Below are 24,323 nucleotides of genomic sequence, written 5' to 3'. Positions count from 1 at the left end.
GAAACAGCATGCGTCGGATCGTCGTCACCGGCTTGGGTGTGGTGTCCCCTTTGGGATGCGGTGTCGAACTCGCGTGGTCGCGCCTCCTCGCCGGCCGATCAGGGCTTCGCTCGTTGCCGGCCTGGGCCGCGGCGCTGCCGGCTAAGGTCGCCGGGATCGTACCCAGCAAGGTTGAGGATGCCGAAGGCGGCTTCGACGCCGACCGTGCGATCCCGCCCAAGGACCAGCGCAGGATGGATCGGTTCATACTTTTCGCGTTGGCCGCTGCCGCCGAGGCGATCGCACAGGCCGGGTGGGCTCCCGCTGACGCGCACGCGGCCGAGCGAACGGCGACGATCATCGCTTCGGGCATCGGTGGATTTCCGGCTATCGCCGAGGCAGTCAGGACGACCGAGCAGCGGGGCGTACACAGGTTATCGCCGTTCACCGTACCGTCGTTCCTGCCCAATCTCGCCTCTGGTCATGTCAGCATTCGGCATGGATTCAAGGGGCCCATCGGAACGCCGGTGACGGCGTGCGCGGCGGGCGTGCAGGCGATTGGAGACGCCGCACGCCTGATCCGATCAGGCGAAGCCGACATCGCGGTGTGCGGTGGCGCAGAAGCATGCATCCACCCGGTCAGCCTGGGAGGCTTCGCCGCCGCTCGTGCACTATCGACCCACTTCAACGACGCACCAGAGCGCGCGTCGCGGCCGTTCGACAAGGATCGGGATGGCTTCGTCATGGGGGAAGGCGCGGGCATCCTGGTGATCGAGGATTTGGCGAGCGCTCAGGCGCGCGGAGCCGAGCCGATCGCCGAGATCGTTGGCTACGGCACGACGGCTGACGCTTTTCACATCACGTCCGGGCCCGAGGATGGCGAAGGCGCGCGTCGGGCGATGGAGTTCGCACTGCGGCAAGCTGGGCTCGCGCCGGCGGATGTCCAGCATCTCAATGCCCATTCGACCTCGACGCCGTCCGGCGATAGCAGCGAACTTGAAGCGATCAAGTCGGTGTTCGGACGTGACGGGCGCATTGCCGTGAGCGCCACCAAATCGGCGACCGGCCATCTGCTTGGGGCTGCCGGCGGAGTGGAATCGATCTACACCGTTCTGGCGCTGCGCGATCAGGTCGCGCCTCCGACCCGTAATCTTGATACGCCCGACGCGGCGGCCGAAGGCGTGGATATCGTCGGCGGCGAAGCTCGGCCCATGAGAATGGACCATGCGATCTCGAATGGGTTCGGCTTTGGTGGGGTCAACGCCAGCATCGTGTTCCGGCGCTGGTCGTGACCATTTCACTCCTTACCGCCGATCTGAAGTCCATGATTCGCGTGTGGCGAAATCGATACACGGACTTCAGATCGAGAAGCAGGTGTTGATTAGTTGCGTGCGGCGCCGACCGTGGTGACGGTTGCAGCCGCGGCGCTGCGGTGATGCGGCGTGAGCACCGAAAGCTGGACAGGGGTGGCCGGCATGTTGGCGCGGGTCAGCGTCGCAACGGGGGCCTGCTCGTCGGCGGCAGAGGCACCGACTACGGTGAGCTGGAGCGGCGTGGCCGGAAACGACGAGACGTCGTAGGTGGGGAGTTCGGCTGCAACTGCGGCAGCGCCGTGCAGGACAGCGAAAGCAACGAGTGCGCCGGGGAGGAGATGTTTGGCGAAGGTCATGGAAGCTGGTCCTATGGTTGGCGATTGGTCGATCGCGTGATCCGCAATCGCATTCCGCCTTCCTTGGCCGCTCCCTAAACGTGCATCCCTTCTAACTCATAAGAGCTCTTTTGACAACGATTTTTTTTGCAGTGCAGCAAAAGGCAGTTTGGTACCTGTTCAATTCGATCGGCCAATGACGCGATTGCAAGCCGTGATCATTGTCGCTCGATTCACTCCATTAACCACGCGGGATCCGCGCGTGCGATCCGGTTACGGTGGAGCTCAAGGCCGAAGCCTCTTGCGCATCATCACGTGGGAGATGCCTGCTTCGTCGAAGACCGCTCCTTCTTCGATGTATCCAAGCTGCTTATAAAACTCACGTGCCGTGAATTGCGCGGCTAGGATGATTTCCTGGGCGCCGTCGCGGGAAGCCGCGGCCGCGGCGAACTCCATCAACTCTCGTCCAATCCCTTTTTTCCGTGAATGTGCCGATACCGCCATCCTGCCGATCTGCGCCGTGCGTTCATGGCGCACAATGCGCAGCGTTCCAATGACGTGGCCGTCAGAAAGTGCCGCAAGATGAGTGGCGGCCTTGTCGTTCTCATCGACTTCAAGGTCTTCGGGGACACCTTGTTCAATGACGAACACTTGCCGTCGCAAGGCATATACCGCGGACATGAGCTGATCAGTGGCCCGAATCTTGACTATCGTGGTCAATGCCAGCTCCTGTGACTTGGGAGCACGCTCCGTCTTGGCGAGCGGCCAGTTCACATCCCACGTCGGCTGATCAATCCACGAATTCGTCGCGCTTGTAGCCTTGCGCGTAGAGCAGCGCGGTGAGGTCGCCATGGTCGATGCGCGCGCTCGCCGCCGCCGAGACTGCGGGCTTGGCGTGATAGGCAACGCCGAGGCCGGCCGCCTCGATCATGCCGAGATCGTTGGCGCCGTCGCCCACCGCCAGCGTGTCGATCTCGTCGAGATCGAACGACTCGCGCAGTTCGAGCAGGGTGGCGAGCTTGGCGGCGCGGCCAATGATGGGCTCGCGCACTTCGCCAGCGAACTTGCCGCCGTCGATCACCAGCTCATTGGCGCGGTTCTCCTGGAAGCCGAGCTTGGCTGCGATCGCGTTGGTGAACAAGGTGAAGCCGCCCGAGATCAGGCAGGTATAGGCACCGTGCGCGCGCATCGTCATCACGAGCTCGCGGCCGCCCGGCGTCGCCACGATCCGTTTCTTCAGCACCTCGTCGACCACGCTGACCGGCAAGTCTTTCAGCAGTGCGACGCGTTCGCGCAGCGCCGGCTCGAAGGCGATCTCGCCGCGCATCGCGCGTTCGGTGATGGCGGCGACGCGTGGCTTCAGCCCGGCGAAATCGGCGAGCTCGTCGATGCATTCCTGGCCGATCATGGTGGAATCCATGTCGGCGAGAAAAAGCTTCTTGCGCCGGAACGCGGCAGGCTGCACGACGATGTCGATCGGCATGTCGCCGCGCAGGTCGCGCAGGCGAGCCTCGATCGCGTGAACCTCGCCCTCACCGCCGAACGGGATATCGATGGCGACCTCGTCGAACAGCCATTGCGGGGTGCCAGGCGAGGGCAGGACGGCGAGGAAGGCCTCGACAATCGTGGTATCGAGTGCCGGATCGGCCGGATTGCAGATGAAGGTGGCGACGAGAGACATCTAGGGTTTTCTTGAGGTGACTTCGGAGACTGACAACAAAGCCGTGCTTATCGCAGGCCCGACCGCCAGCGGCAAGTCGGCGCTCGCGCTCGAGCTTGCGGAAAAAAACGGCGGCGTCGTCATCAACACCGATTCGATGCAGGTCTATCGCGACCTCCGCGTCTTGACGGCGAGGCCGACGCGCGAGGAAGAAGCGCGCGTGCCGCATCGGCTGTATGGCCATGTCGATGCCAGCGTGAACTATTCGGCCGGACTTTATGTCGCGGATGCCGCAAAGGTGCTGGACGAGGCGCGCGGCGCGGGGCGGCGGCCGATCTTCGTCGGCGGCACCGGCCTCTATTTCAAGGCATTGACGCGCGGTTTGTCGCAGGTGCCGCCGGTGCCCGAGCAGATCCGTGACGCCGTGCGCGCGCGGCTCGATCGCGATGGCGTCGAGGCGCTGCACGCGGAACTGGCGCGGCGCGATCCCGAAGCGGCCGAACGGCTGAAACCGCGCGATCGCACCCGCATTGCCCGGGCGCTCGAAGTGATCGAGGCCACCGGCCGGCCGCTGGCCGACTGGCATGATCAGGCCCAGCCGCCGCTCTTGCGGGAAGGTGAGTATCAGGCGTTGTTCCTGGCGCCCGAGCGCGACGCGCTCTATGCGCGGATCGATGCACGGTTCGACATCATGCTGAAGGCGGGCGCGATCGCGGAGGTCGAGGCTTTGGCTGCGCGTGGCCTCGATCCGCTGTTGCCGGCGATGAAGGCGCATGGCGTACCGGCGCTGATCCGTTACCTGAAGGGTGAGCTGACGCTGGAGGAGGCCGCGGCGATCGGCAAGGCCGACACCCGTCATTATGCCAAGCGCCAATTCACCTGGTTTCGGCACCAGCTGCCGGAGTTCCAGTGGATGACGCCGGAAGAGGCGAGGGTCTCTTCTCGGCATTGATGATGAGATGATATCGTGATATCATCTATGTCTGAGGTTCGAATGGCCGATATCCTGATCCGCAAAGTGGACGAGGCGACGAAGGAGCTGCTGCGGCTTCGCGCCGAACGGCGCGGCAAGAGCCTGGAAGCTGACCTGCGCGAGACGCTCGAAAAGCTGGCCCGCGAGGAAGCGGAATCCCCTGATGACGCAGAGCCGTTTGGCAAGTGGCTCTTTGCGATTTCGAGACCAGGTGTCGACCTTGACGAGGCGCTTGAGCTGATTCGGTCAGCGCCTGTTCGGCCAGTTTCGTTCGAATGATCCTCCTGGACACCAACGTCATCTCGGAGGTGCTGAAACTGGCGCCGGCACCACAAGTCATCGGCTGGCTCGACGCAAATTTTTCGAACACTGCTATTTCAAGCATTACGATCTTCGAGCTTGGCGCCGGGCTGGCGTGGCTGAGTGACGGACGGCGAAAAGACAAGCTTCAGAACGCTATCGGCAGGGCGATCCGCCGCTTCGGAACGCGCGTATACGCGTTCGACGCTGCTGCCGCCCAATCGGCCGCACTGCTGTTGGCGCAGGCGCGTGCGCAAGGACATGCACTGCACCAAGTTCCAAAGAAGCTCGCGGACCTTCAGATCGCCGGCATCGCATCGGCCTATGGACTTCAGCTTGCTACACGTAACGTCGGCGACTTCGACGGATTGGGACTGGGGTTGATCAATCCTTGGGAGTGATCGGCGATCGGTGCTGCCCGATGGTGGCGCGATCCCTTGTCCTTCCGGGAGCGCGGAACGCCAACCCGAGACCTAGACGTCTGAGCAGGCTGTCGGTTCGGCCAACCACCGGGAGCAGCAATCTCAAGAGTCGGGTTCGACGGTGGCGCGTCGCCCTGGGGTGACAGCTGACTAAATTCCCTCTCGCCGAACCGCTCAAACCGCGTTAACCTGACAAAATCGCGCGGGTAGCCCTGCTTCGCCTTGACATTGAGGCATCTCGGGCTATGTTCGCGCAACCTTTGGGAAGTCCGCTCGGCATCATGCGCAACTTTATTGCCATTCTCCTTATCGCCGTCGTACCCAGGCGCACCGCCGGGGATGGCTAGCGGCCATCTGAAATCCGAGCGGTGCGCAGGGCCTCCAGGGGCCCTTTTTTATTGCCCGAACGACCACGAAGCCGACCGACCACCAGGATACCTCGAAAGCCGTACAAGACAGCGATCCGGAGCCAGCCATGACCGACAAGAGCCACGATCCGAACCAGATGACCGGCGCCGCCATGATCGTGCGCGCGCTCATCGATCACGGCGTGCAGCACATCTTCGGCTACCCCGGCGGCGCGGTGCTTCCGATCTATGACGAGATCTTCCAGCAGAGCGAGGTCCAGCACATCCTGGTCCGCCACGAGCAGGGCGCCGGCCACGCGGCCGAAGGCTATGCGCGCTCGACCGGCAAGCCCGGCGTGGTGCTGGTGACCTCCGGCCCCGGCGCCACCAACATGGTGACGCCGCTCGCGGATGCGTTGATGGATTCGATTCCGTTGGTCTGCATCACCGGGCAGGTGCCCACGCATCTGATCGGCAACGACGCGTTCCAGGAATGCGACACGGTCGGCATCACGAGGCCCTGCACCAAGCACAATTGGCTGGTCCGCAACGTCAACGATCTCGCCAAGGTCCTGCACGAGGCGTTCTATGTCGCGACCTCAGGCCGGCCGGGGCCGGTCGTCGTCGACGTGCCGAAGGACGTGCAGTTCGCCACCGGCACCTATCATCCGCCGCGCAAGTCCGACGTTCACGTCTCCTACGCACCGCGCCTCAAGGGCGATGCGATGCAGATCAGGAAGGCGGTGGCGCTGCTCGCCTCGGCCAAGCGCCCGATCATCTATTCCGGCGGCGGCGTCATCAATTCGGGGCCGGAAGCCTCGAAGCTGTTGCGCGAGCTGGTCGAAGTCACCGGCGTTCCGATCACCTCGACGCTGATGGGACTCGGCGCTTATCCCGCGTCGGGCAAGAACTGGCTCGGCATGCTCGGCATGCATGGCACCTACGAGGCCAACATGGCGATGCATGATTGCGACGTCATGCTGTGCGTCGGTGCGCGCTTCGACGACCGCATCACCGGCCGCACCGACGCGTTCTCGCCGGGCTCGAAGAAGATCCACATCGACATCGATCCGTCCTCGATCAACAAGAACATCCGCGTCGACGTCCCGATCATCGGCGATTGCGGCGACGTGCTCGGCGACATCCTGCAGGTGTTCAAGGCGGAAGCGAAGAAGCCCGATATCAAGGAGTGGTGGGGCGAGATCGCTGCCTGGCGCGCGCGCAACTCGCTGGCCTACAGGGCCAACCGCGAGGTCATCATGCCGCAATATGCGATCCAGCGGCTGTTCGAGCTGACGCGCGGGCGCGACACCTACATCACCACCGAGGTCGGACAGCACCAGATGTGGGCGGCGCAGTTCTACGGCTTCGAGGAGCCGCACCGCTGGATGACGTCGGGCGGTCTCGGGACCATGGGCTACGGCCTGCCGGCCGCGATCGGCGTGCAGGTCGCCCATCCCGACAGCCTCGTCATCGACATCGGAGGCGACGCCTCGGTGCAGATGACGATGCAGGAGATGTCGACCGCCGTGCAGTTCGATCTGCCGGTCAAGATCTTCATCCTCAACAACAGCTACATGGGCATGGTGCGGCAGTGGCAGCAGCTGCTGCACGGCAACCGGCTGTCGCATTCCTACTCCGAGGCGCTGCCGGATTTCGTCAAGCTCGCGGAAGCCTATGGCGGCGTCGGGCTGCAGGTCTCTAAGCCTGCCGATCTCGACGGTGCCATCAAGGAGATGATCTCGGTCAAGAAGCCGGTGCTGTTCGACTGCCGCGTCGCCGCGCTGGAAAACTGCTTCCCGATGATCCCCTCCGGCAAGGCGCATAACGAGATGATCCTGCCCACGGAAGCCTCTGATCCGGCCGCCTTTTTCGCCAGCGGCAAGGCGCTGGTGTGAGGGGCACATTCATGAGGGCATTCGGCCTGCCACAAATACTGTCGTCATGCCCGGGCTTGACTCGGGCATCCAGGAAAGCGCGCCTTCTCTATTAAGACGTGGATGGCCGGGACAAGCCCGGCCATGACGGACGCGAGACACGGGGACAATCATGACACAGCCCGCATCGGCCTATTTCATCGAAGACCGTCAGGATCCGAACGAGACGCACACGCTTGCGATCCTGGTGCAGAACGAGCCCGGCGTGCTGGCGCGCGTCATCGGCCTGTTCTCGGGGCGCGGCTACAACATCGAGAGCCTCACGGTCTCGGAGACCGAGAGCCAGAAGCATCTCTCGCGCATCACTATCGTCACCACCGGAACGCCGATGGTGATCGAGCAGATCAAGCACCAGCTCGATCGCATGATCCCGGTCTACCGCGTCGTCGACATGACGCTGTCGGGCCGCGCCATCGAGCGCGAGCTTGCGATGGTCAAGGTGCACGGCACGGGCGATGCCCGCGTCGAGGCGCTGCGGCTCGCGGATGCGTTCCGGGCCCGGGTGATCGACGCCACCACCGAAAGCTTCGTGTTCGAGATCACCGGCAACACCGGCAAGATCAATCAGTTCATCGACCTGATGCGCCCGCTCGGGCTGGTCGAGGTGTCGCGGACGGGTGTGGCTGCGATCGGGCGGGGACCTGAGGGGATGTGAACCATGCTGGCGCGCGACTGGTACTATAACGAGGGAAGCCGGATCGGTCTGGACCATGCCGTCGCCTCGATCTACGGATCGGCCGACGATGCCGACCTGCGCGCCCGCGCGGCGCTGACGATGCTCGGGGTCAAGCCCGGCTGGCGCGTGGCCGATATCGGGTGCGGCAACGGCGTGCTCGCCTGCGAGGCTGCGCTGATGGGGGCCGAGGTCGACGCCATCGATATTTCGCCTGCGATGCTGGCGCTGGCCAAGCTCTACGCCCGCGACCGGCGTGCAACTGTGCGGCCGCAATCCGCGGGTTTGCTCTCGTTCGCTTATGCGCCGGAAAGCTACGATCTGATCGTCAGCGAGTTCACGCTGCATCACCTGCCCGATTTCTGGAAGGCGGTGGCGCTGTCGCGGATCTTCGCCGCGCTGAAGCCCGGGGCCCATTTCTACCTGCGCGACATCGTCTATGTCAGCGCGCCCGATGGCGCCGAGCGCTCGGTCGAGCAATGGGCCGATTTCAACATCAAGAACCATGATTTCTCGCGCGACAGCGTCATCGCGCATATGCGCGACGAGAACTCGACCTTCGCCTGGGTGATGGAGCGGCTGCTGATAGAAGCCGGCTTCAGGCTCGTGTCTGCCGACTATCACGCGCCGCTGCACGGGACCTATCTCTTGCAGAAGCCAGTGGGGCAGGGCTGAGCGCCATGTCGCAACAATTGCTGTTTGCCTTCGTGATCTTCGCGCTGGTGATGTTCTTCACGCCGGGGCCGAACAACGTCATGCTGTTGTCCTCCGGGGTCACGTTCGGCTTTCGCCGCACGGTGCCGCACATGGCGGGCATCACTTTCGGCTTCGCCTTTATGGTTGCCGCGGTCGGCTTCGGGCTCGGCACCGTGTTCATCGCCTATCCCGTGCTGCAGACCATCCTGAAATATCTTGGCGCCGCCTATCTGATCTACCTCGCCATCGCGATCGCGCTGTCAGGGCGGGTCGAGGCGGGCGCGAGCAGTTCGCGCGGTCCCATGACATTCTGGGGCGCGGCGATCTTCCAATGGGTCAATGCCAAGGGCTGGGTGATGGTGATCGGCACCATCACGGCCTACGCCGCGATCGCGCGCTTTCCGTTCAACATCCTGATCCAGACCGCGATCAGCCTCGCCATGGGCATCGGCTCGACCATCACCTGGACCCTGTTCGGGACTGCGCTGCGGCCGCTCTTGAGCTCCGAACGTGCCGTGCGGGCCTTCAACATCGTCATGGCCGTGCTGCTGCTTGCCTCGCTCTACCCCGTGTTCATGGACGCATGAGGGGCGCCTCCACCATGCGAGATCGGGGTTTCCAAGCCGGCCCAAAATGCTCTAGACACGGGCCGGATTTCGTCCGGGCGCAGCCGCCCGTGCCTCACCCAAGCGTCTGACTTTCCAGCCAATTCCGGCCATCTCAAAGAGGAAACGACAATGCGTGTTTACTACGATCGCGACGCCGATCTGAACCTGATCAAGGGCAAGAAGGTCGTCATCGTCGGCTATGGCAGCCAGGGCCACGCCCATGCGCTGAACCTGAAGGATTCCGGCGTCAAGGAGGTCGCGATCGCGCTGCGCAAGGGCTCCGCATCGGCCAAGAAGGCGGAAGCCGCCGGCTTCAAGGTGATGGAAGTCGCCGAGGCCGCCAAATGGGCCGACCTCGTCATGATGCTGACCCCGGACGAGCTGCAAGGCGACATCTATCGCGAGCACCTGCACGACAACATGAAGAAGGGCGCCGCGCTCGTCTTCGCCCACGGCCTCAACGTGCACTTCAATCTTCTTGATCCACGGGCGGATCTCGACGTGCTGATGATCGCGCCGAAGGGCCCCGGCCACACCGTGCGTTCGGAATATCAGCGCGGCGGCGGCGTGCCCTGCCTGATCGCGATCGCCAAGGATTCCTCCGGCAACGCGCATGATCTCGGCCTGTCCTATGCGTCGGCGATCGGCGGCGGCCGCGCCGGCATCATCGAGACCACGTTCAAGGAGGAATGCGAGACCGACCTGTTCGGCGAGCAGGCCGTGCTCTGCGGCGGCCTGGTCGAGCTGATCAAGGCCGGCTACGAGACGCTGACCGAGGCCGGCTACGCGCCGGAGATGGCGTATTTCGAGTGCCTGCACGAGGTGAAGCTGATCGTCGACCTGATCTATGAAGGTGGCATCGCCAACATGAACTACTCGATCTCCAACACCGCCGAATACGGCGAATATGTCACGGGACCGCGCATCGTCACGGCCGAGACCAAGAAGGAGATGAAGAAGGTGCTCGACGACATCCAGTCCGGCCGCTTCGCGCGCGACTGGATGCTGGAGAACAAGGTCAACCAGACCTCGTTCAAGGCGACCCGCGCCAAGCTCGCTCAGCACCCGATCGAGGAAGTCGGCGCTCGCCTCCGCGACATGATGCCCTGGATCAAGAAGGGCGCGCTGGTCGACAAGAGCAAGAACTAAGCTCGCGGGCGCCAGATCGCCTGGACGCGCTTTCAGGCGGGCGATGCTGACCTCGATGGCCGGGCAGAGTGCGTTGTCGCTCTTGCCCGGCCATCTGCGTTTTGCGGACCGAACTAACCGTCGCCGGATCGAAGCTCCGTAGAAACCCGGGCTAATGGAGACGGAAAATTAAGCCGGGCGGGCTAGCTTTGTTTTCGATGTCGGATGCAGTGCTTCACGTGATGTGTCAGCCGCCGATGATACGGGCTGTGAGGCGTTCCGAAAGCTGAGGCGGCCAAGGATTGGGAGCTGATCCGCAATCTTCGCAAGGCTTGCTCGATGGCGCGCTCTGTCGGCAAACCGCCTGCAGGAACAAGCAGCAAGCCCGGCTTCTTCATCTTCTTCCTTGATCGGAATATCGCCCGCTCCAGATCGGAGCTTGATAGAATTGTGCTTTAATGCACATTCTTGTGTCGGTCGGGTGCGCCCGAGACGCGGGCGTGTTTGTTTTGTATCGGGCGCCGGGCGGAAGGTGTTTCGGGACGTCGACCATCATCACGCCGGCTTCAGATGGCCAGCTGCTTGCGGTCTCGGCGTGCGTCTGATTCCGGGAGGCCAATCCTGATGGCGACGATCGGCAAGACGCCGGCGGAGTTGACCCGGCTGGTCGAGGACGCGATCCGCAGCGAGCCGGGATGCGAGACCGCGCAGGTTCGTGCGGTGACGCTGCTGCCGCATGTCCGCGAGGGGCGCAATTGGCAGATTCCGCAGGTCGTGCTCGGGGACAGCCTGATCAGCGATGTCGATCGCGCCGTGCTGAGCGTGCAGCGCCGGCTGGGGCGCGAGTTTCATCTGATCGCGGACGAGTCCGATCGTGAGGAAGCCCAACGCTGAGATTGCTGGAGCGACGCAGGCGGTCAGCGTCGCACGTGGCCGCCGCTCAACATGTCCTCGTGCGGCAGATGATCGCGTCGCATCATGGTGGTGACGGCGACGATCGCGGCGGCGAAGCCGGATGCCGCGCCGACGCCGAGCGCCCAGCGTGGCCCGAACTGGTCCGCGATCCAGCCGACGATCGGCGCCCCGATCGGGGTGCCGCCGAGGGCGACACCGACGCGGAGCGCCATCACCCGCCCGCGCATCGCGGGTGCGGTCGAAAGTTGCATCAGGCTGTTGGTGGTGTTGGTGAAGGTCAGCGCGGCCAGGCCGATCAGCACCAGGGCGGCTGCGAACATCCAGTAGGTCGGCGCGAGCGCGGCGAAGCTGCAGCCCAGCCCGAACAGCAGGGCGCCGACGAGCAGCGCGGCGAAGTTCGGCCGCGCCCGCGCAGCGCCTAGCAGAGCTCCCGCGACGGTGCCGACCGCCATCACCGATGACAGCAAACCATAGCCGCGGGCATCGGCATGGAAAACCCGGGTCGCCATGGTCGCGATGAAGATCTGGAAGTTCAGGCCGAAGGTGCCGATCAGGAACAGCATGATCAGGACCGCCTTGAGGTCGGCGCGCGACCACACATAGCGCAGGCCGCCGGTCAGCCTGCTCCCGAGGCTGCCCTGGTCGCGAGGGGCGCGGGCATGGCTGCGCAGTTCGGAACTGCGCAGCAGAGACAGCGAAGCCAGCACGGCGGCGAAGGAGGCGCCGTTGATCAGGAAGGCCCAGCCGGTGCCGGCGGCTGCAATGACGATGCCTGCGATCGCCGGTCCGATCATGCGGGCGGCGTTGAACGAGGTCGAATTGAGCGCCACCGCGTTGGGCAGGTCGGCATCGCCGACCAGTTCGCCGACGAAGGTCTGGCGCACTGGCGCATCGAAGGCGGCCGCGCAGCCGAACAGGAAGGCGAAGCCGTAGACATGCCACAGCTGGACCACGCCGCCGACGGTGAGCAGGCCGAGCGCGAGCGCCAATGCGCCCATCGTCGCTTGCGTCGCCATCAGGAGCTTGCGCTGGTTGAAGTGATCGGCTGCGTAGCCGGTCCAGGGCAATAGCAGAAGCTGCGGTCCGAACTGCAGCGCCATCACGATGCCGACCGCCGAAGCGTTGCGGTCGGTGAGCTGGACCAGCACCAGCCAGCTTTGCGCGGTCCGCTGCATCCAGGTGCCGACATTGGAGATGAAGGCGCCGGCGGTCCAGACGCGATAGTTGCGGCTGCGCAGCGAACGGAACATGTCCGCCGCAGCGCGCCTCATGGGCGCTCCCGCAGATCGCCGCCGTGGAGGGAGCCGAAGTGCCGCGCCGCATAGAGAGCCATCACCAGCATGCCGAAGCCCAGCGCAAGCGCGTCAGCCGTATGCCGCAGTCCGAAATCGCCGACCCGGCAGACCAGCAGATAGAAGACGACAAGGTTGAGAAAGCCCCAGAGCACGTTCAGCGTCGAGGTGGAGAGGCCGCGCCCCGGCGGCGATGCGAACGGCGTCTGGAATGGCATGCCCGTCACGCCGCTGACGAAGTGCGGCACGGCATTGCTGAGGAAGGCGCCGCCGAAGAAATAGGAAACCAGATGCAGCAAGGTCATGTCAGGCCGTCCTCGTGTTCAGGAGTCCAATGATCTCTCGGGTCGTTCCGGTCTCGCCCAGTCGCGGAAAGACCCGCGTCGTGCTGTACTCATGCGCTTCGGCGCGCGTGTCGGTCATGGCATCGAGGGCGAGCGTGACGTTAAAGCCCTGCTCATAGGCCTGCCGCGCGGTCGACTCCACGCCGGTGCCGGTGGCGACGCCGGCCACCACGACCTGCGTGACATTGCGTGCCTTCAGCTGCCGTTCGAGATCGGTGCTCGCGAAGGCGCCCCATGTGCGCTTGGTCACCACGATATCGTTCGGTTGCCGGTTCAGCTCGGGGAGGAGTTCGGTCCATCCTTCCGGGAGTGCATCGATACGGCGCGGCTGCTCGGTGCGGCCTGGTGCACTTCCGGCGACGTTGATGAGCACGACCGGGAGGGCACGTGCGCGGAACGCATCGGCCAGCACACGGGCGTGCTCCACGATCTCATTGATTGGATGAACGCAGGGAAGTCCGACGAGGCCCTTCTGCAGATCGACGACGATGAGAGCGGTGTCCAGATCGAGCGTCGTGAGTGCCATGGTGTGTCCTTCAATTGCCGCGCCTCGATTGCGCGCAAGCGCCATCAGTCGTCGATCAGCCGCTTGAGTAGCGCGATGGCTGCGCGCAGCTGCTCCTGTTCCTCAGCGGAGAGGCGCTGGTCGATCGTGCGTGACAGCCAGTCCTGCCGCGCCGCGCGTCCCTCTCTGATCCTGTCCAGGCACTGGTCCGTCAGTGCGATGATGGTCTGCCGTCCGTCACTTGGGTCCGGCGCGCCCTTCACCAGACCCGCTGCCTCGAGCGCAGCGACGATCGGACCCATCGACTGGGCGCGCATGCCCTCGGCGCGCGCGAGTTGCGACGCCGTCGCCGGGCCGTCCTTTTCGAGCCGCAGCAGCACGGCGATCTGCGAGACCGTCAGGTCGCCGACATTGGCCTGCTCACGCAGCCTGCGTTTCAATTTGCCGATCAGCCCGCGCAGCTCGGCTGCAAGCGCCGAGGCGCGCGGGGCGGGGACGGCATCCCCTGGGGCGCGGTTCATGGGGGGCAGCAAATAGGCTACCGGAGTCAAATTGTACAGTTAGACTTATAAGTTTAGCTTAACAAATACGTGAACGTTACCGCAGCGCGGCGGCAAGAACTTCCAGGCTTAGGAATGTCGCGGGGCAGAACGCCCGCTGAGCGCGAGGCGAGGGAATGCGGAAGGGGACGACCTCTCGACCGTCCCTTCCGCAGCAAGGCTATCGCATATGGGACGAACTCGACCGACGATCTCTTCTGCGGCCGTCCTTCGAGACGCTCGCCTGCGGCGAGGTCCTCAGGACGAGGGCCCATTTTGCGGCCGATAGACCCTCATGGTGAGGGCGCGGCGAAACCGCGCGTCTCGAACCATGAGGCCTGAACCACCACGGCCATATGCCATGGCCCTGCTTCCGCAGCGGCTCGCTCTACTCAGCCGCTTCGTCGGTGATGATGTCGCCGATGTTCTGCCAGTGCGCTCCGTCGAACTGGATCATCTGCAGCTGCTTGTTAACCCGATAGTCGGTCGGTGAGGTCGAGATGGTGATGCCCGGCAGCAGCAGGTCGAGCTGGACGTGGTCGAGATGCGTGGCCTGCTTCAACACGTTCTCGCGGGTGAGATCGTCACCGCACTGCTTCAGCACCTGAACCAGAAGCTCGGCGGTGATGTAGCCGTAGACGTTGAAGTTCGAGCCCTTGTCGCCGTCGGGATAATACTTCGCCATGAAGTCGAGATAGCGCTGCACGCCGGGATCGTTCTTGAACGTCTGCTCGAGCGGGTCCTTGACGTAGTTGACGCTGATCAGACCCTTGGCGTTCTCCGGCCCCGCCGGCTTCAGCGTGGCGGTCAAGGAGTTGGCATTGATGTCGACGATGTGCACCGGATGCCAGCCGAGCTCGGCGACCTTCTTGATGGCTTGGGCCGCCTGCTTCGGGGTCGAGGCGCTGAACAACAGGTCCGCGCCGGCATCCTTCAGCTTGAGGATCTGCGAGTCGATGGTGGGCTCGGTGATCTCATAGGAGGTCTCGGCGACGATCATCTTGGCGGCCTTGTCGCCGAGCCCCGCCTTCAGTCCCGCGAGATAGTCCTTGCCGAGATCGTCGTTCTGATAGAGCACGCCGATCTTGGCGTTGGGATAGGTCTTCAGAATGTACTGGCCGTAGATGCGGCCTTCGACCAGGTAGGAGGGATTGAAGCCCATCGTCCAGGGAAAGTGCTTGGGATCAGTGAAGCGCGCGGCACCGGTGGCCGCAAACAGCTGCGGCACCTTCTTGCCGTTCAGATATTTCTGCACCGCGACATTCGGCGCGGTGCCGATGATCTGGAACGTCAGCAGCACCTCGTCGCCTTCGACCAGCCGGCGCACCTGCTCGACCGTCTTCGGCGGCGAATAGGCATCGTCGTACTGGATCAGGTTGATCTTGCGGCCGTTCACGCCACCCTGGTCGTTGATCATCTTGATATAGGCGGCTTGCGCCTTGGCGATCGTCGCATAGGCCGACGCAGGGCCGCTCGCCGGGATGGTCTGGCCGACCTTGATCTCGGTGTCGCTGGCGCCGGTGTCGTATGTCTTCTCCGCGGCCGCAGACGAACAGAACGTGGCCCAGACAAGTGCGCTGGCCGTGATCAGGTTTGCAAGGCTGATCCTAAGGCTGATCCTCATGAGGTGTCTCCCTTCTTCTTGTATTTGTTTCGGCCTTGATGCCGGCTTCGCCAACGTGCAGCCCAGCGCTACGACTGAAGTGCCGGCACGCCGCTGCCGACAGCTGCGCGCTCGCGCCGCGCAAAGCGCCTGAGGTCGTCCTTCGGATTGATGATGACCATCGCCAGCGCGCCGCCGGCGACGATCAGCAGGCCCGCAAACATGAAGCCGTCGCGAAAGCCCTGGGCCGGATTGGCGCCGATATCGACGATATGGCCCATCAGCCAGGGCGCGATCAGGCCGGCCAGCGTGAAGGTGCCGTTGCAGATGCCGAGCATGGCGCCGCGCTGGTGCACAGGGCTGATCTCGCCGATCAATGGCGGTCCGAGCGCATAGGTGACACTGCCGACGGCGAAAGCGACCATCACCAGCGGAATCTGCACGAGCTCGCCGGTCGATTTCGACAGCAGCATCATCGCCACGCCCGCCAGCATCACGCAGCAGCAGGTGAGCACGCCGCGCGAGATGCGGCTGGAGACGCCGCGGGCGAGCAGCCGTTGCGACAAGGGCGCGGCGACGATGGTCGCGATGTCGAGAACCTTCAATCCTTCAAGCGGCCCGCTCACCTCGGCCTCCTGGTCCGGCGTGTCCTGCCGCTCATTTCCTGAGTTTTGCGTCCTGCGCGGCGAGCGTCGGCTCCCGCTCGTTCATCTGGGCGCGGATGCTGGCGGCGAGTGCCCGGATGCGCGGGCCGATTTCGGCCTCGAGCTGCCCGGGCTGCAGGCGGAAGGCGGGAATGCCGCAATTGATCGAGTAGCATCGCGTCGTGTTGGCGGCCTGAAACAGCGGCACCGCCACGGCGTGGATCGCGGCCATGTATTCGCCGAAGCAGGTGCAGAAGCCGCGCTCGGCGCATTGCGCGATGCCGGCGCGATAGGCGTCACGGTAGGCCGACCATTGCTCCGCGTCGGACGCATCGAGCTGCTGTTCGAGCCGTGCGGCATCGCGCGCCGGCAGCAGGGATGCGGCGGCGCGGCCCATCGCGGTGCCGACGACCGGGATCGGCATGCCGATATCGGGCACATGCGGCCCGACATCGCCCGAGCGGGCCGTCTCGACATAGATCATGGAGGTGCCGTCGAGCAGCCCGATCGACACGGTGCCGCGCACGCTCTGCGCCACCTCCTGCATCAGGGGCCGCGCGCTCTGGCGGAAAGGCATGTCGGCGAGCAACGGGTGGGCGATCCGCAGCGCGCGGATGCCGACGCGATACCGGGCGCGGTCGGCGTCGTAGTCGAGATAGCCGAGCTCGGCCAGCGTGTGCGTCAGCCGCGCCACCGTGGGGCGCGGGATGCCGGTGCGTGCGGCGATCTCCATGTTGCCGAGCACGGGTGACCCCGCCTTGAACGCCTCCAGCACCATCAGCCCTTTGGCGAGCGTGGTGGCAAAGGCGGCGTCGCCGGCGCTGTCGGCGAGCATGGCATCGACGGGGAGGGGGCGAACGGCACTCGGCCGGGGATCGGTGAGGGTAGACATGTCCATATGAATGGGACATTTCACATCATCTGTCTACATAGCTGATAAGAATTATCGTATATGTCCATTATATGGACATAAGCTAGTTTTGACGACCGACGCCGCAGATCGCGGGCATAATCTCCGCTCATCGCTGGAGGTCCCGAAATGTCAACGACGGTCAAGCAGATGCTGGAGGCGGCTAATGCCGCAGTCCCCAAGATCACACCTGGCGAAGCGCAGGCGATGATCGCCAAGGGCAACACGCTCGTGGTCGATGTGCGCGATGCGCCGGAGGTCGAGAAGAGCGGCAAGGTTGCCGGCGCGGTGCACGTGTCGCGCGGCATGCTGGAATTCCGCGCCGATCCCGACTCGCCCTATCACGACAAGAACTTTGCCAAGGACAAGACCGTGATTCTGTATTGCGCCTCGGGCGGCCGTTCGGCGCTATCGGGCAAGACGCTGAAGGATCTCGGCTACGACAAGGTCTACAACGTCGGCGCGTTCAAGGACTGGGCCGAGAGCGGCGGTGCGATCGAGAAGCCGATCGAGCCCGGCATGTAGTTCGGTGCAGCTCGAGGTCAGGCCGGCGGCAGGGGCTGCGAGAGCAGGCCTTGCCGGAGCGCCAGCCTGACGAGCTCGATATCCGATCCGACGCCGAGCTTGTCCTTGATGATCGAATGCAGATTGGCGACCGTCTTCGGACTGAGATGGAGCGCGTCTGCGATCTCGTCCGTGGTCCGTTCCGCCAGCAGCATCTGCAGCACCTCGAATTCGCGCGCCGTCAACACGTCGGCGGCCGAAGTCTCGCCCGCGAGCCTGCCGAGCGCGAGCTCATGAGAGATGTCCGGGCTGACGGCCACGCGTCCGGCGAGCACGTCGCGCGCCGCCTGCACCAGCACTTCCGGCGGGCTGCTCTTGGTCACATAGCCCTTGGCGCCGGCACGAATGGCCTGCACGGCGAAGCCGGCATTCTCATGCATGGTGAACACCAGGATCCTGGCATTGCGGTCCCATTGCCGGATGCGGCGGATCGCTTCGATGCCGCCGACCTCCCGCATGCTGAGATCCATGATGACGAGATCCGGCTTCGCTTCCTTGAACAGCCGGTAGGCTTCCGCGCCGTCGGAGGCTTCGGCGACCACCCGCAAGCCCGGCTGTTTCTGCAGCACCGACCGGTAGCCTTCGCGCACGACCGCATGATCGTCGACCAGCAGGATGGTCGCCTCGGAGATGCTCACGCGGCGCACTCCGCGGCCGCGCGCTCGTCGCGCAAAGGCTCGCTGCGCGCGGCGAAGGGGATGGCGACAAGCAGGCGCGTGCCGCCGGTTGCCCTCGCCTCGAAATTCAATTGCCCGCCCAGCGCCGCCACGCGTTCGCGCATGCCGAGCAGCCCCATTCCCGGCTTGCCGGGCGGATCGGCAGAACGGCCGTCATCCTCGACCGTGAGCTCGATCGTTGCGGCCGCGTCGTCTGGCTCCTGCAATATCAGCTGCAGCAGCACCCACTTGGCGTCGGCGTGCCTTGCCGCATTGGTCAGCGCCTCCTGCGCGATGCGATAGAGGTTCAGGCCGATCGTGCTGGGCAAGCTGTCGACAGCCCCCGAAAGGCTGATCTCGAAGCGCGTCCGCCCACACTGGCGTTTGCTCCAACCCGCGACCAGGCCTTCGAGGCTTGCGGCCAGTCCAAGTTCATCGATATCGGGCGGCCGCAGCCGAAACAGCGCGCCGCGCAGCGCGGTCATCATGCCGGTCGCCGTTCGCGCGATGCTGTCGCATTCGGACGACAGTTCGGGACAGGTCTGGGCGGCGCTCTGGCCGGCAGCGGAGGCCAGCGCGCGGATGGCGGCGAGAGACTGGCCGAACTCGTCGTGGAGCTCGCGGGCAAGATGGCGGCGCTCGTCGTCCTGCAATGCGATCAGCCGCCGCGTCAGCGCGTTGCGCTCTGCGATGGCCGCCGTGAGGTTTTCGGCAAGCTGGTTGAAGGCGTCGCGGATCGCCGACAGCTCGGCAAGATCGAACGGCGGCAGCCGCGCCGTCAGGTCGCCCGCGGCGATCCGCTCGATCCCTGCATGGATCAGCCGCGTCGGCCGTAGCGCCCGCGCCAGCGCCGCATAGGTCAGCAGGCAGAGCAGCACGAGCGCACCCGCGAGCACGGGCAGCAGCCGACTGAGGTCGCGCCATGCCTCCGCGGTCACGATGGAGGGATCGATCCAGGCTACGGCCTCGCCGACCCGCCGGTCGCGCGATAGCACAGGTCTTGCGGTCTCCTGTCCCGGATCGAAGATCGTGCGATGCAAGACGGCAAAGGCGCGCGGCGGATCGGCCGCGGTTTGCGCTCCGCCGCAGAACTGCTGAACCATCTGGCCGTTGCCTGCGCGGTAGGCGATGCACAGGCCCGGCCTCATCACCGGGGCGGCGATGCTGTCGAGGTCGGGAAAGGTCGACGGCGGATTGTTGACCCAATGCGTCTTGCTGAGCTGCAATTGCAGCGTCCTGGCCGTGATGTCGGCAATGTCGCCGAGCTCAGTGCGAACGGAGCGGTCGATGTCATACAGGACGACTGCGGAGATCGCTGCAAAGCACAGCGCCGAGACGGCCGATATCCGCAAGGTCAGGCGGTATTTCAGATCGCTGTTGGCGAAGGTCCACATCGTCGAGGCCTCGCGCGTGGGGCTTGGTTCACGGCATGCGCCGCCGTGGCATTTAACGGCAGAAACGATGCGGCGAAAAGGACGGCCGGGCGCCGCGACCTGACGTCGTGAAATTTTCCCGCTCCCGACCGGGATGCGCGCCGTTTCGGGCCGCGGACCGCGCCCCTAGCTTGCCGATGCTTCTCGCCTCTGCCCGGCGGACCAGCAATTCGGAAGGAGCTCTCATGATCAGCCATTCACGCCTGCTGCGCCATCTCGCTATTGCGAGCCTGATATTTGCACCGGGCTTCCGCCCGGCCGGGGCGGAGCCGCAGTCCGCTCCTGTTCCGGCCGTCGTGGTGGGAGATTTCAGCTATCTCGATACATCCGGCGAGCCGACCGATCAGAGCGCCGTCCATCAGCGGCGGCTGCAGGCCTTCATCGCCGCACTCCACCGCGACGTTGCCGCCGACCAGCGCCTCCATTTGCGCGATCCGTCCTGTGCACCGTCCTGTCTTTCCGCCGACACCTCGCCGGACCAGCTTTGTCGCATCGCCCGCGAGGCCGGAGCCCAGGTCGTCGTCATCGGCAGTATTCAGAAGATGAGCACGCTGGTGCAGTGGGCCCGCGCCGCCGCGATCGATGTCGCATCCAACCGCGTGATCTTCGAGAAGCTGTTCACGTTCCGCGGCGACAACGACGAGGCGTGGGAGCGGGCCGAGACCTTCGTCTCCCGTGAGATCCGCGATGCGGTTGCCACTGCGCCAGCACCGCTCCGGCTTGCGCTGCTGCCGTTCACGCTGGAGGACACCAGCGCTGCGGCCGGGGCAGTCGCCGAGACGGAGTCCGATCTCAAGGGCCTGACTGACGCGACCGAAGCCGTTCGCCAGCTCCTCGATCGATCCGGCCGCTATCGGCTCGTCGAGGTGAATGCTGCGGCAAAGCCGCAGAACGGCTGCGCTGACTGCGAACTGCGGCTCGCCCAGGAGCTGGGTGCGGACCAGTCACTGATCGGCGTGGTCGGGCGGATCAGCCGCACCGAATACACGATCCGCTTCCAGCTCCGCGATGCCAAGACCGGAGCCGTCATCGCCGCGGGCGACAGCGGGCTTCGCATGGGCGCCAACTATTCCTGGGGGCGCGGCGCGGTGCGTCTGGTGCAGGAGCGCTTGCTTGGCGATGAGACAAGATGACCGCGCCTGCCGCAGCCATCGCGCTATTTCGTCCGCGCCACTTTGTCCCACAGCCAGCGCGCTACGGCCTCGGGCGAGGAGTTCGCGTCGCTGCCGGAGGCGCGCAGGTTGGCCTCGCGCATCGTGGCGATGTCGATCCTGCCGAGCAGAGGCAGCAGCGCCTTCTGCAGGGCCTGATCGGAAGCGCGCTTCGGCGATAGCAGCATGATCGCGTCGTAGGGCGGAATGGCGTGCCTGACGTCATCGAGCACGACGAGGTCGTATTTCTTGATCAGCCCGTCGCTGGTGTAGCCCGCGATCACGTCGACGTCGCCGGAAGCTGCCGCCGCATACATGAAGTCCGGCTGCATCTGGCGCTGGGCGCGAAATGCAAGGCCGTAGGCCTTTTGCAGCCCGGCCCATTCCGGCCGCGAGAAGAACTCGTAGTCCCCCGCAATGGTCATGGTGCCGGCATGGCTTGCGAGATCTGCGATCGTATGAATATGAAGCGCCTCCGCACGCGCCCTCGGCATCACCAGCGCATAGGCGTTCTCGAAACCGAGCTCGCCGAGCAGGGTCACGCGCTCGCGCGCAAGCTCGTTCTTCAGGGCCTCGAGCAAGGCTTCGCGCGACAGCTGCTCGCTGTGGTGGAACTGATTGGCCCACAGCGTGCCGGAATAGTCGACGTAGACGTCGATGTCGCCGCTCCGGAGCGCCTCGTAGATCACGCTGGAGCCGAGCCCGGCGCGCGTCGTCGCCGGCAGTCGAGCTGCCTGCAGCCGCTCGCTGATCAGGGCTGCCAGCACATATTGTTCGGTAAAGGTCTTCGCGCCGACGACATAGCGCGCGCCCGATCCGGCCAGCGCCGGCACAAGGCTGGCTGCGACCAGCGCCGCGATGCCGGCACTGCCCAGGCTCGCGCGGATGCGGCTGCCATTGCGCAGGCCGGTCTCGATCAGCGCCAGCAACTGATCGACCGCGAGCGCCAGCGCCGCGGCCGCGACGCAGCCGAACACGACCAGCACCCAGTTCTGCGTCTGCAGCCCGGCGAAGATGTAGTTGCCGAGGCTGGTCTGTCCGATCGGCGTCGACAGCGTTGCGGTCCCGATCACCCACACGGCCGATGTCCGGATGCCGGCCATGATGACGGGCAGCGCGAGCGGCAGCTCCACCATGACGAGCGATTGCCGCGCGGTCATGCCGACGCCCTTCGCTGCTTCGAGAAGGGCCGGCTCGATGCCGTTGAGGCCGGTGATGGTGTTGCGCAGCACCGGCAGCATCGAATACAGCGCAAGCGCTAGTACCGCGGGTAGAAAGCCGAAGGCGGAGAAGCCGACGCCAAGCCACCGCATCGCGAGCGCGCCGAGCGCAAGCAGCAGCGGATAGAACAGCGCGAGCAGCGCCAGTCCCGGCACGGTCTGTACCACGCTGGCGGCGCCGAGCAGGGTGCCGCGCGCGACCGGCCGGTTGCGCGCGATCAAGGCCAGCGGGAAGCTGACCGCAAGCCCGAGTGCCAGTGCCGCGAGGCTGACCCGCAGGTGACTGCCGAGATAGTCCGCAAGATGCGACGACGCCTCAGCGATGCGGGGATCGGACAGCAAGCTCATGCGGTGCCGCGCTCCGCGAGCTGCCTTTGCAGCCGCTCGGCCTGTCGGCGCGGCGTCTGCAGCAGCTCCGTCACGTAGGGCTCAGGGTTGGCGGCCAACTCGGCCGGCGTGCCGGTTGCGACCAGTCGACCGGCGTGCATCACGGCGATGCGGTCGGCCAAAAGAATTGCTTCCGTCATGTCATGGGTGATCATGACCGTGGTGAGCTCGAGCCGATCGTGCAGAGCGCGATAGTCGTCGCCAAGCGCGTCGCGCGTCAACGGATCGAGCGCGCCGAACGGCTCGTCCATCAGCACGATGCGAGGGCGCGCGGCGAGCGCGCGCGCCACGCCGACACGCTGGCGCTGGCCGCCGGAGAGCTCATGCGGGAAGCGGTCGCGATAGGCGGCGCGATCGAGCCTCACCAGGTCGAGCAATTCGTCGACACGCGCCGAGATGTCCGGGGGCGAGGTGCCGAGCAATCGCGGCGTGATGCCGATATTGGCGGCGACGCTCATATGCGGAAACAGTCCGCCGCTCTGAAACACGATGCCGATGCGCCGCCGCAAGGTGACCGGATCGAGGCGGCTGATATCCTCGCCTGCGATTCGGATCTCGCCGGAATCCGCCTCGATCAGCCGGTTGGTCAGCCGGAGCAGCGTGGTCTTGCCGGAGCCTGAGGTGCCGACGATGGCGAGGAATTCGCCGTCCGCGATGCCAAGCGAGACGTCCTTGACCGCATGCACGCGCTCACCGTTGCCGGCAAAACTTTTGGAGACATGGCTGTAGGTGATCAGCGGCGTCTGCTGCATCGGCCGTTCGAGCTCAGGTTGGAGCAGCAACTCACGTCTTCACTCTCTCGTTGACGGCTGGGCACGATCTTGCGGCGCACCCCGCCCTGCCTAGCACGTCCTGCGGCCGCGTTGAACTTCGCCGCTCAAGACGCTAAGCCATCATCCGCAATTGGGAGGACGATAAGGTGACGCAGGCAAGGACCGCGGCCGTCGCGCTGGCGGAGACGACGGTGGCGTTCCGTCTCGCCGGCGGACGGGTCTATACCGCGGTGGACAAGGCGGATCTGAACGTCGGCGACGGCGAGTTCGTGGCCATCGTCGGGCCGACCGGCTGTGGCAAGTCCACGCTGCTCAACGTCGCCGCGGGGCTGCTGAAGCCCGCGGGCGGCGCGGTACGGATCTTCGACCGGCCGCTCGCCGGACTCAACCGCGACGCGGGTTATCTGTTTCAGGCCGATGCGCTGTTTCCCTGGAAAACCGCGCTGGAGAATGTGGCGATCGGCCTGGAAACAGCGGGCACGCCGCGCGCCGAGGCGCACGAGCGGGCACAGGCCTGGCTGGCGTCGGTCGGTCTTGCAAGCTTCGGCAATCGCTATCCGCACATACTTTCCGGTGGCCAGCGCAAGCGCGTCGGCCTCGCCCAGGTCCTGATCCGCGATCCCAAGATCATCCTGATGGACGAGCCGTTCGGTCCGCTGGATGCGCAGACCCGGCAGATCATGGGCAATCTCCTGCTCGAGCTCTGGAGCGCCGACCGCAAGGCGGTGCTGTTCGTCACTCATGATCTCGAAGAGGCGATCGCGCTGGCCGACCGCGTCGTCATCATGTCGGCAGGACCGGCATCGCGGATCATCGGCGACTGGCGGGTCGAGCTGCCGCGCCCGCGCGACATTTTCGAGGTGCGGCTCCGCCACGAGTTCCATGAGCTGCATCGCGAGATCTGGCACATGCTGAAGGCGGAGGTCGAGAAGACTTACAAGCAGGCAGAGGCGGTGTGATGGTGTCCTCGTCGATCTCGACTGTCCGCCAAGCGCTGGGGCCGAACTCCCCTCCCC

27 protein-coding genes are annotated in these 24,323 nt (G+C 65.1%); 13 read left to right on the top strand and 14 right to left on the bottom strand.

The genetic code is table 11. The annotated features are described in order from the left end of the window. Nucleotides 1-8 precede the first annotated feature (8 nt). Nucleotides 9-1,271 carry a beta-ketoacyl-ACP synthase II gene (gene fabF, locus QXZ85_RS04340; protein ID WP_315743723.1) on the top strand — a complete coding sequence of 421 codons (1,263 nt, stop codon included), beginning with the start codon at nucleotides 9-11 and terminating at the stop codon, nucleotides 1,269-1,271. An 89-nt stretch (nucleotides 1,272-1,360) separates the two neighbouring features. On the opposite strand, the gene QXZ85_RS04335 is transcribed toward fabF, so the two are convergent. From QXZ85_RS04335 to serB, 3 genes are all read right to left on the bottom strand, one after another. Beyond that, nucleotides 1,361-1,648 carry a hypothetical protein gene (locus tag QXZ85_RS04335; protein WP_315700872.1) on the bottom strand — a complete coding sequence of 96 codons (288 nt, stop codon included), beginning with the start codon at nucleotides 1,646-1,648 and terminating at the stop codon, nucleotides 1,361-1,363. Between the two features lie 264 nt (nucleotides 1,649-1,912). Continuing rightward, nucleotides 1,913-2,347: a GNAT family N-acetyltransferase gene (locus QXZ85_RS04330; RefSeq protein ID WP_315700871.1), complete on the bottom strand. Its 435-nt coding sequence runs from the start codon at nucleotides 2,345-2,347 to the stop codon at nucleotides 1,913-1,915. 70 nt (nucleotides 2,348-2,417) lie between these two features. Then, a complete protein-coding gene (gene serB, locus QXZ85_RS04325; protein WP_315700870.1) occupies nucleotides 2,418-3,308 on the bottom strand; it encodes a phosphoserine phosphatase SerB in 891 nt (296 codons plus the stop codon). A gap of 16 nt (nucleotides 3,309-3,324) precedes the next feature. On the opposite strand from serB, the gene miaA reads away from it, so the two are divergent. The 9 genes from miaA (at nucleotide 3,325) to QXZ85_RS04280 (ending at nucleotide 11,265) form a co-directional block, all read left to right on the top strand. After that, complete coding sequence (gene miaA / locus QXZ85_RS04320; protein WP_315766623.1) at nucleotides 3,325-4,239, top strand: tRNA (adenosine(37)-N6)-dimethylallyltransferase MiaA; 915 nt, start codon at nucleotides 3,325-3,327, stop codon at nucleotides 4,237-4,239. Nucleotides 4,240-4,281: 42 nt separating this feature from the next. Continuing rightward, on the top strand, nucleotides 4,282-4,539 hold the full coding sequence (locus QXZ85_RS04315; RefSeq protein ID WP_315700868.1) for a FitA-like ribbon-helix-helix domain-containing protein: 258 nt from the start codon (nucleotides 4,282-4,284) through the stop codon (nucleotides 4,537-4,539). Further along, nucleotides 4,536-4,961, top strand: a complete 426-nt coding sequence (locus QXZ85_RS04310) for a PIN domain-containing protein (protein WP_315700867.1) — start codon at nucleotides 4,536-4,538, stop codon at nucleotides 4,959-4,961. The genes QXZ85_RS04315 and QXZ85_RS04310 overlap by 4 nt, the downstream gene beginning before the upstream one ends. 496 nt (nucleotides 4,962-5,457) lie before the next feature. After that, on the top strand, nucleotides 5,458-7,227 hold the full coding sequence (locus QXZ85_RS04305) for an acetolactate synthase 3 large subunit (protein WP_315700866.1): 1,770 nt from the start codon (nucleotides 5,458-5,460) through the stop codon (nucleotides 7,225-7,227). A gap of 151 nt (nucleotides 7,228-7,378) precedes the next feature. Beyond that, nucleotides 7,379-7,921 (top strand): acetolactate synthase small subunit, encoded by a 543-nt coding sequence (gene ilvN, locus QXZ85_RS04300; RefSeq protein ID WP_315700865.1) that lies wholly within the window; start codon nucleotides 7,379-7,381, stop codon nucleotides 7,919-7,921. A gap of 3 nt (nucleotides 7,922-7,924) precedes the next feature. Beyond that, on the top strand, nucleotides 7,925-8,614 hold the full coding sequence (locus tag QXZ85_RS04295; RefSeq protein ID WP_315700864.1) for a class I SAM-dependent methyltransferase: 690 nt from the start codon (nucleotides 7,925-7,927) through the stop codon (nucleotides 8,612-8,614). 5 nt (nucleotides 8,615-8,619) lie between these two features. After that, nucleotides 8,620-9,222, top strand: coding sequence for a LysE family translocator (locus tag QXZ85_RS04290; protein ID WP_315700863.1), 603 nt, complete (start codon nucleotides 8,620-8,622; stop codon nucleotides 9,220-9,222). 150 nt (nucleotides 9,223-9,372) lie between these two features. Beyond that, nucleotides 9,373-10,392 carry a ketol-acid reductoisomerase gene (gene ilvC, locus QXZ85_RS04285; RefSeq protein WP_315700862.1) on the top strand — a complete coding sequence of 340 codons (1,020 nt, stop codon included), beginning with the start codon at nucleotides 9,373-9,375 and terminating at the stop codon, nucleotides 10,390-10,392. Between the two features lie 603 nt (nucleotides 10,393-10,995). Further along, nucleotides 10,996-11,265, top strand: a complete 270-nt coding sequence (locus QXZ85_RS04280; RefSeq protein WP_315700861.1) for a hypothetical protein — start codon at nucleotides 10,996-10,998, stop codon at nucleotides 11,263-11,265. Between the two features lie 23 nt (nucleotides 11,266-11,288). Here the strand turns inward: QXZ85_RS04280 and QXZ85_RS04275 are convergent, their stop codons facing one another. The 7 genes from QXZ85_RS04275 to QXZ85_RS04245 form a co-directional block, all read right to left on the bottom strand. Then, nucleotides 11,289-12,557 (bottom strand): MFS transporter, encoded by a 1,269-nt coding sequence (locus QXZ85_RS04275; protein WP_315700860.1) that lies wholly within the window; start codon nucleotides 12,555-12,557, stop codon nucleotides 11,289-11,291. Continuing rightward, nucleotides 12,554-12,883: a hypothetical protein gene (locus QXZ85_RS04270; RefSeq protein WP_315700859.1), complete on the bottom strand. Its 330-nt coding sequence runs from the start codon at nucleotides 12,881-12,883 to the stop codon at nucleotides 12,554-12,556. Before QXZ85_RS04270 ends, QXZ85_RS04275 begins: the two co-directional genes overlap by 4 nt. 1 nt (nucleotide 12,884) lies before the next feature. Next, nucleotides 12,885-13,448: an isochorismatase family protein gene (locus tag QXZ85_RS04265; RefSeq protein WP_316173747.1), complete on the bottom strand. Its 564-nt coding sequence runs from the start codon at nucleotides 13,446-13,448 to the stop codon at nucleotides 12,885-12,887. 44 nt (nucleotides 13,449-13,492) lie between these two features. Further along, on the bottom strand, nucleotides 13,493-13,948 hold the full coding sequence (locus QXZ85_RS04260; protein ID WP_315743716.1) for a MarR family winged helix-turn-helix transcriptional regulator: 456 nt from the start codon (nucleotides 13,946-13,948) through the stop codon (nucleotides 13,493-13,495). A 406-nt stretch (nucleotides 13,949-14,354) separates the two neighbouring features. Beyond that, nucleotides 14,355-15,590 carry an ABC transporter substrate-binding protein gene (locus QXZ85_RS04255; protein ID WP_316173349.1) on the bottom strand — a complete coding sequence of 412 codons (1,236 nt, stop codon included), beginning with the start codon at nucleotides 15,588-15,590 and terminating at the stop codon, nucleotides 14,355-14,357. 68 nt (nucleotides 15,591-15,658) lie between these two features. Further along, the gene (locus QXZ85_RS04250) at nucleotides 15,659-16,195 is read right to left on the bottom strand and encodes an MFS transporter (protein WP_315700855.1); all 537 of its coding nucleotides are present in this window, start codon (nucleotides 16,193-16,195) and stop codon (nucleotides 15,659-15,661) included. A 31-nt stretch (nucleotides 16,196-16,226) separates the two neighbouring features. After that, the gene (locus QXZ85_RS04245) at nucleotides 16,227-17,105 is read right to left on the bottom strand and encodes an IclR family transcriptional regulator (RefSeq protein ID WP_315700854.1); all 879 of its coding nucleotides are present in this window, start codon (nucleotides 17,103-17,105) and stop codon (nucleotides 16,227-16,229) included. A gap of 147 nt (nucleotides 17,106-17,252) precedes the next feature. On the opposite strand from QXZ85_RS04245, the gene QXZ85_RS04240 reads away from it, so the two are divergent. Continuing rightward, nucleotides 17,253-17,648 (top strand): rhodanese-like domain-containing protein, encoded by a 396-nt coding sequence (locus QXZ85_RS04240; RefSeq protein ID WP_315700853.1) that lies wholly within the window; start codon nucleotides 17,253-17,255, stop codon nucleotides 17,646-17,648. Between the two features lie 17 nt (nucleotides 17,649-17,665). Here the strand turns inward: QXZ85_RS04240 and QXZ85_RS04235 are convergent, their stop codons facing one another. Further along, nucleotides 17,666-18,325 carry a response regulator transcription factor gene (locus QXZ85_RS04235; RefSeq protein WP_315700852.1) on the bottom strand — a complete coding sequence of 220 codons (660 nt, stop codon included), beginning with the start codon at nucleotides 18,323-18,325 and terminating at the stop codon, nucleotides 17,666-17,668. Continuing rightward, the gene (locus tag QXZ85_RS04230) at nucleotides 18,322-19,737 is read right to left on the bottom strand and encodes a HAMP domain-containing sensor histidine kinase (protein WP_316173352.1); all 1,416 of its coding nucleotides are present in this window, start codon (nucleotides 19,735-19,737) and stop codon (nucleotides 18,322-18,324) included. Before QXZ85_RS04230 ends, QXZ85_RS04235 begins: the two co-directional genes overlap by 4 nt. Before the next feature lie 224 nt (nucleotides 19,738-19,961). On the opposite strand from QXZ85_RS04230, the gene QXZ85_RS04225 reads away from it, so the two are divergent. Then, nucleotides 19,962-20,909: a DUF2380 domain-containing protein gene (locus QXZ85_RS04225; RefSeq protein WP_316173354.1), complete on the top strand. Its 948-nt coding sequence runs from the start codon at nucleotides 19,962-19,964 to the stop codon at nucleotides 20,907-20,909. A gap of 23 nt (nucleotides 20,910-20,932) precedes the next feature. On the opposite strand, the gene QXZ85_RS04220 is transcribed toward QXZ85_RS04225, so the two are convergent. Both QXZ85_RS04220 and QXZ85_RS04215 read right to left on the bottom strand, forming a co-directional pair. Next, nucleotides 20,933-22,495, bottom strand: coding sequence for an ABC transporter permease/substrate-binding protein (locus QXZ85_RS04220; protein WP_315766629.1), 1,563 nt, complete (start codon nucleotides 22,493-22,495; stop codon nucleotides 20,933-20,935). Continuing rightward, nucleotides 22,492-23,286: an ATP-binding cassette domain-containing protein gene (locus QXZ85_RS04215; protein WP_315703075.1), complete on the bottom strand. Its 795-nt coding sequence runs from the start codon at nucleotides 23,284-23,286 to the stop codon at nucleotides 22,492-22,494. The genes QXZ85_RS04220 and QXZ85_RS04215 overlap by 4 nt, the downstream gene beginning before the upstream one ends. A gap of 167 nt (nucleotides 23,287-23,453) precedes the next feature. Between QXZ85_RS04215 and QXZ85_RS04210 the strand changes: the two genes are divergently transcribed. After that, on the top strand, nucleotides 23,454-24,266 hold the full coding sequence (locus QXZ85_RS04210; RefSeq protein WP_315700848.1) for an ABC transporter ATP-binding protein: 813 nt from the start codon (nucleotides 23,454-23,456) through the stop codon (nucleotides 24,264-24,266). Nucleotides 24,267-24,323: the final 57 nt, after the last annotated feature.

This window comes from Bradyrhizobium sp. SZCCHNGR1005, from assembly GCF_032489995.1.
In the GTDB taxonomy this organism is placed as follows: Bacteria; Pseudomonadota; Alphaproteobacteria; order Rhizobiales; family Xanthobacteraceae; genus Bradyrhizobium.
The sequence above is the reverse complement of the archived record's forward strand: the minus strand, read 5'-3'. Positions and strand labels throughout refer to the sequence as shown.